Annotated in this window: 14 protein-coding genes; 8 read left to right on the top strand and 6 right to left on the bottom strand. The window is 54.9% G+C overall.

Annotation, left to right across the window (positions count from 1 at the left end):
- Positions 1–23 precede the first annotated feature (23 nt).
- The 3 genes from KI379_RS29405 (at position 24) to KI379_RS29415 (ending at position 2,815) form a co-directional block, all read left to right on the top strand.
- Positions 24–893, top strand: a complete 870-nt coding sequence (locus KI379_RS29405; RefSeq protein ID WP_212985791.1) for an AraC family transcriptional regulator — start codon at positions 24–26, stop codon at positions 891–893.
- 136 nt (positions 894–1,029) lie between these two features.
- On the top strand, positions 1,030–1,740 hold the full coding sequence (gene thyX, locus KI379_RS29410; protein ID WP_212985792.1) for an FAD-dependent thymidylate synthase: 711 nt from the start codon (positions 1,030–1,032) through the stop codon (positions 1,738–1,740).
- A gap of 94 nt (positions 1,741–1,834) precedes the next feature.
- A complete protein-coding gene (locus KI379_RS29415) occupies positions 1,835–2,815 on the top strand; it encodes a Gfo/Idh/MocA family protein (RefSeq protein WP_076177057.1) in 981 nt (326 codons plus the stop codon).
- A 69-nt stretch (positions 2,816–2,884) separates the two neighbouring features.
- Here the strand turns inward: KI379_RS29415 and KI379_RS29420 are convergent, their stop codons facing one another.
- Positions 2,885–3,277, bottom strand: coding sequence for a hypothetical protein (locus KI379_RS29420; protein WP_212985793.1), 393 nt, complete (start codon positions 3,275–3,277; stop codon positions 2,885–2,887).
- Between the two features lie 199 nt (positions 3,278–3,476).
- Here KI379_RS29420 and KI379_RS29425 point away from each other — a divergent pair, with 199 nt between their 5' ends.
- Entirely contained in the window at positions 3,477–4,490 is a 1,014-nt protein-coding gene (locus tag KI379_RS29425) for a helix-turn-helix transcriptional regulator (protein WP_212985794.1), read from the top strand.
- 184 nt (positions 4,491–4,674) lie between these two features.
- Positions 4,675–5,469, top strand: a complete 795-nt coding sequence (locus tag KI379_RS29430) for an SDR family NAD(P)-dependent oxidoreductase (RefSeq protein ID WP_089548604.1) — start codon at positions 4,675–4,677, stop codon at positions 5,467–5,469.
- Positions 5,470–5,583: 114 nt separating this feature from the next.
- On the opposite strand, the gene KI379_RS29435 is transcribed toward KI379_RS29430, so the two are convergent.
- Positions 5,584–6,249: a nitroreductase family protein gene (locus tag KI379_RS29435; RefSeq protein WP_212985795.1), complete on the bottom strand. Its 666-nt coding sequence runs from the start codon at positions 6,247–6,249 to the stop codon at positions 5,584–5,586.
- A gap of 170 nt (positions 6,250–6,419) precedes the next feature.
- On the opposite strand from KI379_RS29435, the gene KI379_RS29440 reads away from it, so the two are divergent.
- A complete protein-coding gene (locus KI379_RS29440; protein ID WP_212985796.1) occupies positions 6,420–7,769 on the top strand; it encodes an aminotransferase-like domain-containing protein in 1,350 nt (449 codons plus the stop codon).
- A gap of 96 nt (positions 7,770–7,865) precedes the next feature.
- Here the strand turns inward: KI379_RS29440 and KI379_RS29445 are convergent, their stop codons facing one another.
- Positions 7,866–8,612, bottom strand: a complete 747-nt coding sequence (locus tag KI379_RS29445; protein ID WP_212985797.1) for a YqcI/YcgG family protein — start codon at positions 8,610–8,612, stop codon at positions 7,866–7,868.
- Between the two features lie 192 nt (positions 8,613–8,804).
- Between KI379_RS29445 and KI379_RS29450 the strand changes: the two genes are divergently transcribed.
- Positions 8,805–9,620 (top strand): AraC family transcriptional regulator, encoded by an 816-nt coding sequence (locus tag KI379_RS29450; RefSeq protein WP_200634931.1) that lies wholly within the window; start codon positions 8,805–8,807, stop codon positions 9,618–9,620.
- A gap of 105 nt (positions 9,621–9,725) precedes the next feature.
- Here KI379_RS29450 and KI379_RS29455 read toward each other — a convergent pair whose 3' ends face one another.
- From KI379_RS29455 to KI379_RS29465, 3 genes are all read right to left on the bottom strand, one after another.
- Positions 9,726–10,313, bottom strand: a complete 588-nt coding sequence (locus tag KI379_RS29455) for a histidine phosphatase family protein (protein ID WP_212985798.1) — start codon at positions 10,311–10,313, stop codon at positions 9,726–9,728.
- A 62-nt stretch (positions 10,314–10,375) separates the two neighbouring features.
- Positions 10,376–11,788, bottom strand: a complete 1,413-nt coding sequence (locus tag KI379_RS29460) for a hypothetical protein (protein ID WP_212985799.1) — start codon at positions 11,786–11,788, stop codon at positions 10,376–10,378.
- A gap of 39 nt (positions 11,789–11,827) precedes the next feature.
- Positions 11,828–13,240, bottom strand: coding sequence for an FAD-dependent oxidoreductase (locus tag KI379_RS29465; protein WP_212985800.1), 1,413 nt, complete (start codon positions 13,238–13,240; stop codon positions 11,828–11,830).
- Positions 13,241–13,601: 361 nt separating this feature from the next.
- Here KI379_RS29465 and KI379_RS29470 point away from each other — a divergent pair, with 361 nt between their 5' ends.
- On the top strand, positions 13,602–15,206 hold the full coding sequence (locus KI379_RS29470) for an extracellular solute-binding protein (protein ID WP_244879511.1): 1,605 nt from the start codon (positions 13,602–13,604) through the stop codon (positions 15,204–15,206).
- The last annotated feature ends 48 nt before the right edge of the window (positions 15,207–15,254 follow it).

The raw sequence follows: 15,254 nt of genomic DNA on the forward strand, positions 1-15,254 counted from the left end.
TGTGCAGGAGGTAGAGGAAGCCCATGAAATGCCTCGAGCTGGCGATTCCGCCGCTGCCGTCGCTTCTGACCGTCGGGCGCGCCGTATGGGCACCTGGAAGCCGGCATCAGACCCGCAGCTTTGACGCCTACGATCTGATTCTGGTCAAAAAGGGCGCCATGTATATGCGGGAAGACGATACCGAATATGTCATTCAGGACGGCCAGCTGCTGCTGCTCGAGCCGGGACGTACCCATTCGGGCACTCAGGCTTGCTCGGAGCCGACGGCGGTGTATTGGGTGCACTTCCGGCACCCGGAGCCTCTGCGCCGGATGGAGGCGGAGGAAATTCCCTGGTCGGCGGTGCTCCCTCAAGGGCAGGACAGCGACGAGCATCCGGCAGAGCAAACGATGTATCTGCCGAAATTCGGCGATGCTCCTTTTCACCTGCTCCAGCCTTTGCTGGACCGGATGGTGGAACTGCATCGCGGTTTTGCCGTGGAGCAGTCCTTGAAGCTGCAGGTGCTGTTCTGCGACCTGCTGGAGCTGCTGCAGGCGGATTTGGGGCGCAGGCCGGGCTCGCGATCGGCTGCTCTCGCCCGGGAGACGGTCAGCTATCTGCAGCGCAGCTGGAATGAGCCTTTTCGCTCGGAGGAGCTTGAGGAGGCGCTGCATTTTCAATTCGACCATATTACCCGCTGCCTGAAAAAGTACACGGGCATGACGCCCCTTCAGTATGTGCAGCATTTGCGGATCAGCCAGGCGATGGTTCTGCTGGAGCAGACGTCGCTGACGGTGCAGGAAGTGGCAGAGCAGGTCGGCATTCCGAGCGCGAGCTTTTTCGGGAGGCTGTTCCGGGACCGTACGGGGATTTCCCCAGGGCAGTACCGCCAGCGCCGGCAGAGCCATTTATAGAGACTGGCGGTGGACAGGATTGGAGCCGGGAAGGCTTTCTTTGACCGCATGGCGAAATAGAAAAGCGGACCTCTTTTCGAACACACAACATCGAAAGAGTGCCGCACTGCTGTAGAATGAACTTAAGGAGGACGGTATGTCGACCATCGAAGTGCTGGATCAGGGCTATGTGCGTTTAGTGAATCATATGGGATCGGACTTAACCGTCGTTAATGCGGCCCGTGTCTCTTATGCCAAGCAGTCGCTGGAGTTGAACGAACGGGACGTGCGGCTTATCAAGTTCCTTGCCCGCGAAGGGCATACGTCGCCTTTTCGCCATGCCATCGTTCAGTTTGAGGTCTATGCTCCATTAATGGTGGCCAGACAATGGTGGAAATACGTGGTCGGGTCCGCCCATTATGAGGGGACCGGCGACAGCTTGGAGGCATGGAACGAATCAAGCCGGCGATACATAACAGAAGACCCTGCATTTTATATCCCAAAGGCAGGCGAGTGGAGGCTCCAACCGGAAAACTCCAAGCAGGGCAGCGGCGGAGAGGTGAATTGGGAGCTTGGCGTGAAGCATACCCAAGAGCTGATGGGTTATGTGGAGCTGGGCATTTCCAAGTACGAAGCCGCCCTGGCGGACGGCATTTGCGCGGAACAGGCCCGGTTGTTCCTTCCCGCTTACGGGATGTATGTACGCTGGTACTGGACGGCGTCGGTTCAATCCGTCGCGCACTTCCTGTCTCAACGGCTGGAGCATGATGCGCAAAAAGAAATCCAGGAGTACGCGAAAGCGGTGCTCGAGCTGATCAAACCGTTATTTCCCGTTTCGCTGGGGGAGCTCCTTGGGAATGAGGTATAGCCAGTTCGATGCAAACGGAAAACTGGAAAGTCATGAAATGACCCATGACTAATAGTCTAATATTCGTAATCTAACTTTGAGGAGGAATAATCACGTGCCGAAAACGATCCAATGGGGTATTTTGGGAACGGGCTGGATTGCGTCGCAGTTTACAAAAGATCTTGCTTTTGCGGAAAATGGGGTGGCAGCGGCCGTAGGCTCCAGAACGCTCGACAGTGCTTCGCGATTCGCCGCTGACTATGGAATCGGGAAAGCATACGGCAGCTACGAAGAGCTGGCAAACGATCCGGACATTGACGCGATCTATGTCGCGACGCCGCATCCTGCACATAAGGAAAACGTCCTGCTGTGTTTGAAGGCGGGCAAAGCGGTATTGTGCGAAAAGCCTTTTACGGTGAACGCGGGCGAGCTGGAAGAGGCCGTATCTTATGCCAAGGAGAACAAGGTTTTTCTGATGGAAGGAATGTGGACGAGATTTCTTCCGGTCATCCGCAAAGTGAGGGAATGGCTGGATGAAGGGCGGATTGGTGACGTTCAGCTCGTCAAAGCGGATTTTGGATTCCGTGCCGGCGTCAATCCGGAAAGCAGGCTGTTCAATCCGAGCCTTGGGGGCGGGGCACTGCTGGATGCCGGGATTTACCCCGTGTCTTTTGCATCGATGATCTTTGGGGCTGAACCGGAGGAAGTGTCGAGTACCGCTCAGATCGGCAGTACCGGCGTGGATGAGCAGTTCTCTCTCCTGCTGTCCTATGGCCCAGGCAAAACCGCACAGCTGAACGGGGCCATACGCCTGAATATGGACAATGAAGCATGCATTTACGGAACGGAAGGGTATATTCGAATTCCTTCCTTTTTGAACGCGACCAGAGCTGCGTTATATGTCAACGGCAGTGAAGAGATTTTTGAAGATGACCGGACATCGCTCGGGTATGCGTTTGAAGCCGAGGAAGTGGCAAGATGCCTGGCGGAGGGGCGGACCGAAAGCTCGGTCATTCCGCTTGAAGAGTCGGTGGCGATTATGAAGCTGCTCGACCGGATCCGAGGTCAATGGGGACTCCGTTATCCGTTTGAGTAATGTTCCGATATTTAAATTTCAAGGAGGCCTGCTGCCATCCAGGAGCAGGTCTTTTGGTGTTTACACTACTTAATCAACAACCTTTTTACGGTTCATTACGGCTGTAGCAAGGGAGAAAATACCGAGGGAGGAGACCAGAAACAATACGGTTGCATCCTGGATATAAACATAAATAGCCCCAACTAACGCTAACCCGGCTGCATTAAAAACAGCAAGTCTTGTTACAAGCGATCTTCTTGCGAATGCTGCCGCAGCGAAATGAAGAAAACTTACTACGGCATGAAATCCATACAATATCAAAAAGAAAAACACAAACACGACGAAATCCCCTGGGCCGCTAGCGTATGGGGTATCGGATACCAGCGAATGGTTGATATGGACGACAAGGGCACCGTTCAAAATGCTTAGAACAACGGAAAGCAGGCAGAGGTTGACCACCAATTCTTTTTTCGCGATATCCATGATATAACTCCTGAATTTGGCTTTTTCTATATCATAAACTATTCTTGGCTGGAAAGCCTAGACTGGGGCTTGTCGAAGATCTGTCACTTTTTGCTGGTTTCAGAGCGATAAGGACAGGTACTATAATAGCTGTACATCCATGACGAAGGTCGCCTATCCGATTACAATGAATGCGACTGCTTAAAGGAGGCCCGCAGCTATGAGTTCCTATATTTCTGAACGCATAAAAATTCCGCCGGGATTGTGGGCAGGATTCCGTCAACTCGGGATTGCCCCGCATGACGTTGTCCGCAGCGCAGGACTCCCGCTTACGATCATTGCAGAACCCGAGGTCACCTCGGCTCAATATTTCGCCATTTGGCAGGCTTATTCCGAGCTGGCCGGCGACGTCGCCCAAGGCATCATCCAGCTGGCGACCGTCTTTGAAACGGCGAAATACCCGCCGACCGTTTTGGCGACGTATCATGCCCGTGATTACCGTGACGCGCTGTACCGGATGGCCCGGTACAAGCAAATGTGTCCCCCCGAGAGCCTGCGCATCACCGAGGAGGGAGAGCACTGCACCATTGAGCTGGGCTGGCTGCATCCCGGGGAGTCCGGCCCGCCGGTGCTGGTTGGCATCACGCTGGCATGCCTCATGGAGCTTGGACGCCGGGGGACAGGGCAGCCTGTGCAAGCACGGTCCGTTGAATTTATGCAGCCAATGGGTGATATCCAGACCCTTGAAAGTTATTTCGGCTGCCGGATCCAGGTAGGTGCGACACGCAACCGGCTGACGCTGCACCGGAGAGATCTGGATCGGCCTTTTCTATCGTACAACGAAGAGCTGCTGGACATTCTGACTCCCGCGCTGGACCGGTCGCTTGATGAGCAGCAGCGCAGCCGCTCGTTCCCCGAGACGGTCAAATGGATTCTGAAGCGCAGCCTCACGGCAGGGCGCCCCGACATTCAGGCTGTCGCCAGAGAGCTCGGGATGAGCGACCGTACCTTGCAGCGCCGGCTTACAGAGGAGAACACCAGCTTCAAACACCTGCTGACGCAAGCCAGACATGAGCAGGCGCGGGAATATTTGGCGGACCCTTCGCTTGATATTAAAGAGGTCGCTTTCCTGGTTGGATACGAAGACCAGAATTCGTTCTACCGGGCCTTCCGGCTTTGGGAAGGAAATACGCCATCCCACTGGCGTGCCGAACATGTAAGTGCGAACTCGTGAGCCGAAGGACAGCGAGCAGAGCCCGATTTTCGATCGATTTCCAAACCTCGGCTTGCTTCGGCGTGTCAGGATATTTGTTATTTTATTGGCGTGTATAGCAAGAACGTTGGCGCTGCACACTAGTTACTGAACCCTCCTGGTCAGGTAATATGATCTCTATCCGGAGTAAAAGGAGTTTTTTGTTATGGATATGGGATTACACAATAAGACAGCGTTAGTTACAGGATCTACGAAAGGGATCGGAAAGGCCATTGCCATCGAGCTGGCCAAAGAAGGCGTTCATGTACTCATTAACGGCCGAAACGATGCAGAGGTAGAACAAACGGTGAATGAAATCAAGGCGAACTTCCCGGCGACCTCTCCGCAGAAGGCGACGGCCGATCTTGTAGATAAAGGGCAAAGAGAAGCTTTATTTGAAAAATTCCCCCAGGTTGATATTTTGGTGAACAATATGGGGATCTATGAGATCATGCCATATGAGAACGTTGACGACGAAGTATGGGAAACCTACTTCCGCACGAATGTTCTTGCCGCCAATGGGCTGACCAAATTTTATCTGCCTACCATGCTGAAGCAGGATTATGGGCGGGTTCTCTTTATTGCAAGCGAGGAAGCGTTGATGCCTTCGGGACAAATGCCTCAGTATGCCGTGACCAAGTCGATGCTGTTATCTCTGTCGAAGAGCTTGTCCAAATTGACGAAGGGCACCGAGGTTACCGTGAATACGATCATGCCGGGACCGACCCTCTCTGAAAATGTGCAGCAAATCATTGAGGGGATGTACGCTGACGAAGATCTGACCTTCTCGGAAAAAGAGAAGAGGTTTATGGCGGCAGGCCTGCCCCAATCCGAAATTCAGCGGTTTATCCGGCCGTTTGAAATCGGCAGATTGGCTGCTTTTGTATGCAGCCCTTATGCATCCGCCTTCAAAGGCGCTCCGATCCGTATGGATGGGGGAATGGTGCCGACAATTTTTTAATCGATGTTGTTGTGAAAAAGAACCTTGGGCGGAATCCCAAGGTTCTTTTTGGTATTTCGCCGTAAAGAGCAACACCAATTCCAAATTGTGGTATGATGGGGCTGCCTTACAGTATCAGGCGTTGCCAGGATCAAATCCGTTCCAGACGATCGTTTGCTCCACCGGGAAACGCTTGGTCGGCCTGGCTGGCTTGACGGCTTTCCCTATCGCGACGAGCAGGACCGGAATATAACGCGGCGGAACGTGAAACGTTTTGACGAATGCGTCGGCGTCGAAGCCGACCATCGGGCCGGAGTCCAGACCCATCGCTTTGGCGGCGAGCATCAGCTGCATGGCTGCCAGTGAAGCGTTGCGAATCGCTTCGTCGCGCCGGTAGGGTGAGGAGGCGTCCACTGCATAGGCCTTATCGATTTGATCAAACAGGATTCGGGATGAAGCATAGCCAGCGTAAGCATCTTCAGGCCCGCCTTCCATAACAGGTCCATAGACCGCTGCGGCATTCCGGTTAGCCTCGAGGTCGCCGAGCACAGCGACGGTCACGGATGCATCGACGACCTGCCGTTGGCCGTTCGCAGCGTGAAGGAGCTTGTGTTTGGCATCCATGTTGGTAAAGGCGACGAACTTCCAATGCTGCAGATTCCAGGACGAAGGAGCGCTGCCCGCAAGCTCCAGCAGCTGCTTGATTTCTTGTTCACTGATCATGTGTGAGGGATCGAAATATCGCACGGAATGGCGCTCATGGATGACGGTAAGAAAATCGGATTGAACAGTTGATGACATGAACGGGTCAACTCCCTTAATCTGTAGTCAGGATCTTGTTCGCGAACTTGCATCCTTTATACCGCCATGTTATGGCAACGGGCGGTCTGGAACAACCGCATTTTCAGCAAAATGTACCGTAACAGTTGCGCCGTCTTCTATACATAACGCTATTAGAGTGAGGAAACAAAATGAAAAAATATTTGGATATCCTTGCCGATATCGAACGTAAAATCAGCGAAGGGCAGTTCGAGTCGGGTCAAAAGCTGCCTTCCGTCCGCAATGCGGCGAAGATGTATGGCTGCAGCGTCAGCACGGTTACACGGGCATACACGGAGCTGGAGAGCCGTCACATGATTTACTCCATCTCCCAAAGCGGCTACTACGTTGTGGAGAAACCCTGCAAAGGGCCCGACGCTGCGGAGAGCTGGCAGATCGATTTCGCCTCGGCATCGCCCGATCCGTCGCTGTTTCCGTATTTGGATTTTCGGCACGCCTTGAACCAGGCCTTGGACACGTACCAGAGCCATCTGTTCACCTGCGGCGAAGCCGAAGGACTGAAGAGGCTCCGTCATACGCTCGTTTCCCATTTTGCGGAAGACCAGGTGTTTGCCCAAAAGGAGAGGATCATCGTTTCGGCGGGTGCGAACCAAGCGCTCGGAATATTAGCAAAAATGCCGTTCCCGAATGGGAAGTCCATCATCTTGGTAGAACAGCCCAGTTACGACATCTTTTTACGGTATCTTGAGACGGAGGGCATCCCGGTATGCGGAATTTCTCGGACGACCGCGGGAATTGATTTGCAGCAATTGGAGGAGAAGTTCAAACACGGCGGGATCAAATTCTTCTACACCATGTCCAGGTATCACAGCCCGCTAGGGACTTCATTCAGCCGGGAAGAAAGAAAGGCGATTGCCCGGCTGGCCGGCAAATACGACGTTTATGTCGTGGAGGACGATTACATGGCCGATCTGGGAGAAGAGCCGGGAACAGATCCCATTTATGCCTACAGCGGCATGTCACACGTCATATATTTGAAAAGTTTCTCAAAAATAATATTCCCGGGGCTACGGCTCGGGGCCGCCGTGCTGCCGGAGAAGCTGATGAAGGCGTTCTGCGAATACAAAAGATATGCCGACACATCGCAGCTGTCCCAGGCAGCGCTTGAAGTCTACATCAAAAGCGGTATGTATGAGCGGCACAAGCGAAAGATACGCAGCCAATATGCTGACCGGATCCGCGAACTGAATAAGGCGGTTTTGCGGCATAACGGTTCAGGCCTGATCGATATCCCCCCTGTGTCCTCGGGATTGTATGTTCCGTTCAAGCTGCCGAAAAAGGCCAATCTGGAACGCCTCGTTGAGCGGCTTGCCGCAAAGAAGATTCTCGTCGTTTCGAGCAAGCGGTTCTATTTATCGGACTATAGGGAGCAGGAGAAGTTTTTAAGAATCAGCATTGCTAGGGCGCAGCCGGAACGCATTGAGGAGGGAGTCCGGGAGATCATCGGAGAAGTAAGCCGGGAGCTCAAATGCCTGGTATGACATTAAGAAGGAGTGCATTAAGAGGGCATACGGCATTAAAAAAGCAGCAGGGCCGCCCGCATGGGCAGCTGCTGCTTGATCGAGAGCCAAACCGTTTTACTTCCCTGCCCGCTCCGTTATTGCCCGATGGAAGGGGCATCCGGCCGGCGAGGTGTCGTCATCCCGCAGAAAATACTGCTTGTATTCAAGATTCCCCTGCGATCCGTAAGGCTTTAATTCCGGATGGACCGGCGCGGTGTCGTATGCGGCAAGGCGTGCACGGATCCGGGGAGCGATCTCAGCCGCTTTTTCAGGATAGGCGTTCCACTGGTCCAACACCCAGCGCGGCGTCAAAGCCAGCATGAAATAGGGGAAGCTTCGGCTCTGACGGGACGTATGTGCCGGGGTGCCGCAGTAGACGAAATACCGCTCGCCATCGTAACAGAACTCCCACAGCGCCTGTTCCGGGTCTTCCGGAATGTCCTCCGGCCACGGCGTACGATCCAAACGGCTGACCTGGTTCAGTAAGTTCCAGAATGCATTTTCATACGCCAGAACCTCTCTAACGTTCTCCTCCGCCTCGAAAAAAACAACCAGGGAGGAGTAATCCCCGAAAGCACGCGAAGCTCTGCCATACTCGGCAATGATCTCTGCGAGCTCCGGCCCTGCCGAACCATCCCAAGGACTGGGCGCAAAACCGAAACGGAGATGACCAAGTGCAAACGCCCGTGTGGCCGGAATGCAGGGGAACCGGGCTTCCCGGTCCGTCATCTTGGCCGCAAACCGCCGGCAGGCGTCTTTCTTCCAGGCTTCCAGAGGAAGCTCTTCATTTTCGATGTCCGTATACTGCAGCAAAAGCGGCATGAACAGCCCTCCTTTTACCTACAGCATACGCCCAGGGGCAAAAGGGTGACTGTGCAGAAGCCCATGCTTTAGCCCCCGCCTATCATATTGGTCCCGGTCATGGTATGTTATCGGGCCAAAATAAAGATTGAACGCCCGGCTGCAATCCATTTACAATGAAACTATCTTCCAGGCCAAAGGAACGATGCATAGATGACGACAACAACCTTGTGGAATCAAACGCTGCATCTGGTTTCTCATGCATATTTCGAGCGTAAGGAAAGGTTTGAAATGGATGTGGATTGTTACTCCGTCTGGGTGCTGTTTGCCGTGGAATCGGGCAAATTTTATTACCGGATCGGGGAGGAACGAGGGGAGGCGGGGGCCGGAGACCTGGTGTACTGCCCGCCGGGGTTCACCTTTGAACGGGAGATGGTGTCTCCGCTTGCGCTTCACTACATCGGCTTTGAAATGGTGGGGGAAGAGCAGACGGGGCCCGTCCCGCCGCTGCCGACGTTTTTGTCGCGCCCGCTTGACAACAAACGCCTCGTTTCCAATTTTGCCTATTTGCGAAAGCTGCATTTAGCGACAGAACCGCGGCATGTGCTGCGCAAGGACATGATCATGAACGACATCTGGCAGCTCGCCTGCGAGGTGTGGGAAAGAGAGCATCTCCATGATGAGCAGCAGCTGCTGGCCGACTCGGACGATGTGCTGATGAATCGTGCGGCCGAATGGATCTACCAGAACGCGTACACCCCGTTCAGCATGAGGGAGCTGTCGGATTCGCTGAACCTCAGTCCCGTCCAATTTACGCGCCGGTTCCGGAAGTCGTTCCGGATCGCTCCTTCGGACTTTGTCCGGTCTTTGCGCATCAGTAAAGTGGCCGAGCTGCTGCTGGATACCGACATGACGCTGGACCAGATTGCCACCTGCTGCGGATATGAGAACGGCTTGTATCTAAGCCGGGTGTTCTCCAAAAATATGGGCATGAGCCCATCCAAATACCGCGAGCTGAACCGGCTGTAACGGTCCCTGGTGTCCTTTGTGGGGGAAGACAGAGCAAGGCGCCGGCGTCCGGTCAATTTCGCATGCCGGTGATGACAGGCGCCCCGCTGTCAGCGTCCCGGTCTGCTAGCCCTCGGTCACTTCCAAATGCTTGATGCAGTCGTAGAGCGAATAGGTCCAGGCAGTGTCATTCAGAACGATGGTCGTCACGGAAGTGTTGCGCAGCTTGACGCCCGTCGACTCATCCTGCATCAGTTCTTTTAAGGTTTGCCCCAGAAAATAGCCGTGCGTGACGGCGAGAATTTTTTGTCCCGGAAATCTGGCAGCCATCTCTTCCACAAAGCTTCGGCCGCGGGCCCGCATCATCTCATCCGTTTCCTGCTCCATGTCCAGCTCGTGCCAACGGGCTCCCCAGCGCTGGACCCTTTCCGCTTCGGTCGTATCGGCGATCTTGCCGCGGTCCATCTCGCGCAGGCGCACGTCGTAGAAATCGACCGGCTTCTTGATTTCGGCCGCGATGATGTCGGCCGTCTCCCGGGCGCGCCGCAGGTCGCTGGAAATAAACAGATCCCAATGCTCCCCGGCCAGCCGCTTGGCTACGAGCGCAGCCTGCATTCTTCCGGTTTCGTTCAGCGGATTTTGCTTATGCCCCTGCGCCCTGTTCTCGATATTATGATCGGTTATTCCATGCCTGACAAACGTAATTGATGTCAACGATTTGTCCTCCTAAGCTTTTCTCCGATTGTAATCCAGCCCTACCAGGAATGAATCTACACTTACCGGTTTACGCCGCTTGCCGCGGCTTCCAGAATGGAAGAGACCGGCACCGTTTCCCCTTTTACCGGAAAATACGGCTTTACGCCCCGGGTGTCCTGCGATACCGGGAACTGGCTGTGCAGCGTAATGACGGTTTTCGGCGCAATGCTGCCGATCAGGCTGGCGAGCGCCTCGGGATGGGCGTGTCCGCCATTGGACAGGGAATGGCCGGTAATCGCGTAGGCGTTCAGAAACTTGGATACGGCAGCATGCTCGATTTTGACGCTGTAGTCCGACTGAATAAAATGCGATTGACCCTGCAGGCCTCCCAGCGTCTCCAATTCAATCATATGCGCAAGGTCCGGAAATTTGAAGAAATACACTATTTCTGGCTTGCGCTCGGCGACTTCTTCCAAAGAGACGGCAGGGTACGGCACCTCAATGCCATCAGCCATGGTAGTATCGATGACTTGAACGGGAACGTCAAGCGCCGGATGTCCATGGAGCACCTGCAAGCCTTCCCGGTTCGCCGTATGCCAGACGGCGGCAAGCGACGCCTCCATCACGATGCTTTTTCCTTGGTCTGCGGCGATCGCGATCATGTCGGCCATCCGCTCTAAATCCCGCGGCGACATCTGCAGATACACCAGCCCTTCCGCTTCGCGAACGATCTCCGCGAACGAGGCAAGCAGCGCCTCCTCCGTGATCTGCAGCGGAACGGTGGAGGGGTCGGATGTAAGGCGCGTCCCTTCCGTAATGAGCACGTCGATCGGTTTGCTGTGGCACAGCCGGATGAAACGGTCGATCTTATCCGGATGCTTGCCCTGCCGGCGCCAGTCCCCCGTATACGCAATTCTATGGGTGCCGTCATCGATGATGATGCCGGATGCGCCGGTCGCATTGTGATCCATCTCGACGACCTGCATCGTGAACTCTCCGAAATCGACCACGGTCAGGTCGTCACAGGTTGTTATCTTGGCCCCGGTATCCTTGCTGTGCCGGCCCGCCACCATGCCGCGGAACAAGGAATACGAATCATGGCTCATATATACGGGGAGATCCGGATGGGCAAAGGGAAGCAGCGCCATATGGTCCGTATGCATATGTCCAATATAGAGATGAACCCGGTCGTAGTCCGGAAATTCCCGGTTTCCCCAGACCCGCCGAACCGCGGCCCAATCCAGGCCTTCCATCTGTTGAGCATCGTACAGCTCCGGCAGCGGGGCGGTCATGCCGCCCAGCAAAAACTGGCGCAGCTCGCGCCCGGGTGTCGCATTCACCGGTTCAAACAGCGTTACTTGGGTCGGAAACAGCAGACTGCTGTGCTCGACGCCAAAGTCGAACAACAGCCCCTGTTTTCCTTTGCCGTACAGAACCTGCACGCCTCCTGATTTGCCTACTCCGCCAAAAAAAGTCAATTGTGCCTCGTGCAACGTGATCGCCTCCTGTGTGGATATAAGCTCACTACATCATCAACTTGTCGTCCCGCTTGTCTCGCCAACGTCCTCCAGCGAAAGGATGGCGCCATGCTCCCTGAGCTTTTGCCGGATGATCCGGACATCGACATCCTCCGGAGGGATTTGCTGCTTCACAGCCAGAGCGGCGCCGATGCCCACGCCTTCGCCGACGGCCATGCAGGTGGGCATGACCCGGGAAGAGCCGAAGACGACGGGGTCGACGCTGATGCAGCGGCCGCTGAGCATCAGCCGTTTCACGTCCTTGGCGATCGTCGCCCCGTACGTGATGCCGTAAGGGCCGGCCAGCGACCGGATAACGGTCGAGTCGCCTGAACCGCTGTGAATGTCGATAATATACGAGCCGAGCGCGATCGTGTCATCCGGAATGATCCCGTTCACGGCCGCCTCTTCGCGGATCATCTGCTTGCCTATGATCCGCCTCGTTTCACGGATGCCCAGAAACGGGGCAATCGAGGACAAATAGATGTGCTCAAACCCCGGGATGTGCTCGCGCAGCATGTCGATCAGGGGAAGGATCTGCAGATGCGATTCGATCTCGCCCCGGCTTAGCTCCTCGACCTTTGTCCCATCAAAATTCAGGATGCGGATGCAGTTCAGGGCAATGTACCCCTCCCTAGGCAGATTGATATAGATGATCGTATCGCGGCTGATCGGGCATTTGCCTTCCTGCCTGAGCCTGGAAACCGTATTTTTCAAGCCGACGAACACGTGATTTTCGCTGGCCCGCAGAAACTCCGCCGTATAGCCTGGGCGGATCTTCATCGAAGATCCGTGCCGGAGCTCCTCCGGATGCTCCCCGAGGAAATCCATAAACCGTTCGAGATCAAAGCCGCCGACGGTAAACATAAGGGTAGGCGGCTGGGTTTCCCCGTTCGCGTACTGCCCTTTCTCAAACGAGGCGCCCGCCATATAAGCGACGTCGCCGTCCCCGGTCGCATCGATGAAGACATCGGCGAAGACCTCGATTTCCCGGCCTTTTCCCTTTAAGAGAACGGATTTCAGCTCACCATCCTCCACGTTTGTTCCGATGATTTCGCAGTGCAGCAGGGGCTGTACCCCGTACTGTTTGATTTTTTCAAAAATGACGATTTTCATCAAGCTGGGGTCGATGACCGTCGTCGAATTGTGCAGCGGGCATTCCCGGTGTCCGAAGGAACCGCCAAGCAGGGTCAAACGGTCGACGATTTCCTGCGGCAGGCCGCGGGTAACCTGGCGTCCCTGGGCATCCAGGAAGGCCAGCAAAGGCAGTCCGATCGTCATGTTTCCGCCCAGGAAGCCTTGCCGGTCCACAATCATGGTCTGCGCTCCCTCCCGTGCGGCTGCAATGGCTGCCCCGACGCCCCCGGCCCCGCCCCCAAGGACAAGCACCTGTGTTCTGATAACTTCGCGTTGCAATTGGCTTTCCATATAACCCCTACTTTCTCATTGAATCTCCGCGGATGGACACAGCCCACTAAGCCGTGCACCGCTTAAGAAGCGTGAATTGGTTTTCATTATACGAGGGGCAAAGATGCATGAACATGCAGTAATCCTTCATTGGGGATGCACTTTGTTTCAGGGGTGGGAAGGAAAGGTGACAACATTCGGGATGCTTCTCCAAAACTTGACGTTCCGCCAACAAGGCCCTGACTTTGCTGAAACAAAATACATGTACAGTAAAAGAGCGTGCATGGACTCATCCGAGCGGAGGTTGCTAACATGTGGGTGAAAGCTTTCCAACATGTTGTTCATGTCAAAACAAGCCTTGAGGAGGAATACGATCGTGAACATGCGTAACAAACGTGCAGGTTCCATGGCGGCCGTGTTAAGCGCCATCCTGCTGCTGGCGGGCTGTTCCGGGGGCGGCGATTCGAAGGGCTCGTCCGCGGGCTTTCATGAGACAGGGCTGCCGATTGTCGATAAGCCGATATCCCTGACCATTGCCGGTACTTATGATGAACGAACGGGAACGAATTGGAATGAGCTTGAGACGATGAAGGAAATCAACGAAGGGACCAATGTTCAGATTAAGTGGAACCTCAGCCCGGGTACCGATTGGGCGACAAAGCGCAACCTGATTATCGCCAGCGGCGATCTTCCCGACGTGCTGCTGGAGCTCAGCAGCTCGCAGGTCGTGACGGGAGGCGCAGACGGCATGTTTATTCCGCTGGAGGATCTCATCGGGAAATACGCGCCGAATTTGACGGATTTTCTGAACAAATACCCGGAAGTACGGCAGGCGATCACAGCTCCGGATGGGCATATTTACTCCCTGCCGATGGCCAACATGTCGGAGTATAAGCATGCCGACGGGAATACGCTGTGGGTGAACAAGGAATGGCTGAAGAAGGCCGGCTTGGAAATGCCGGAGACGACGGAGGAGCTCACGAAGGCACTCGAGGCATTCAAAACGATGGACATGGACGGAGACGGCAATCCGAATAACGAAATTCCGCTGACCGGCGTCTTCGGTGACTCGCAGTATGGGTTCGGCTACCTGTTCGGATCCTTCAATACGATCGATGAAACCTTTATCGTGCAGGATGACAAGGTAGTATTCGTCAGAGCGACGGAGGAGTTCAAAAATACGGTCAAGTACCTGCACTCGCTGTATGAAAAAGGGCTGATCGATCCGGACAGCATGACGCAAAACTCCACCCAGCTGATCGCCAAAGTATCCTCCGGCAAAAAAGCGTCTGTTGGAGCATTCTTCGCCTGGAGCGCCGACCAGATCACCAATGCGGACTACCGGTGGGATTACGGTTCGCCGATGATCCCGCTCGCCGGGCCGGACGGCTCCCAGATCACCCCGCGCAACAATTTGCAGATGACCCCGGGCATGTTCGTCATCACGAAGGTCAACCCGTACCCCGAGGCGACGATGAGATGGGTCGACCGGGCTTACGAACCGGAAATGTCCATGAAGCTTCGCGAAGGCCCGAACCGTCTGAAGAAGCTGGCTGACGGCACGTATGACACCATCCCGAATCCGGACAACTATACGGCCGGCGAATGGAAGGTCAAAGAGACGCCTTACAATGACTTCGTCTACGGCTTCTCGCAGGAAATGCGCGACAAGCAGATTCTGCCGAAAGCGGAGCCCGGGCAGCTGGATCCCGATTTTGACGAGTGGTACGAAGCTCTGGTACCTTACATGAAGCCTTGGGTGTACCCGAATATTATGTTCACGGACGCGCAGTACAAGAGCATCGAGCAGTATCAGACGGATATCAAAACGTATACGGACAAAATGGAAGCCCAATGGATCGCCAAAGGCGGCATCGACGAAGAGTGGAATACGTACCTGGAGACGCTGAACAAAATGGGGCTGAGCGATTATACGAAGGTGTACCAGGACGGTTACGATACGAATAAAGCGAACCTGGCCAAATAGAAAACTGCCCCTAACATCCGTTAGCGAGCTGGTTTCCGGCCCCGCGTA

Origin of the sequence: Paenibacillus cineris (assembly GCF_018333335.1) — a bacterium.
GTDB classification, from domain to species: domain Bacteria; phylum Bacillota; class Bacilli; order Paenibacillales; family Paenibacillaceae; genus Paenibacillus_AQ; species Paenibacillus_AQ favisporus.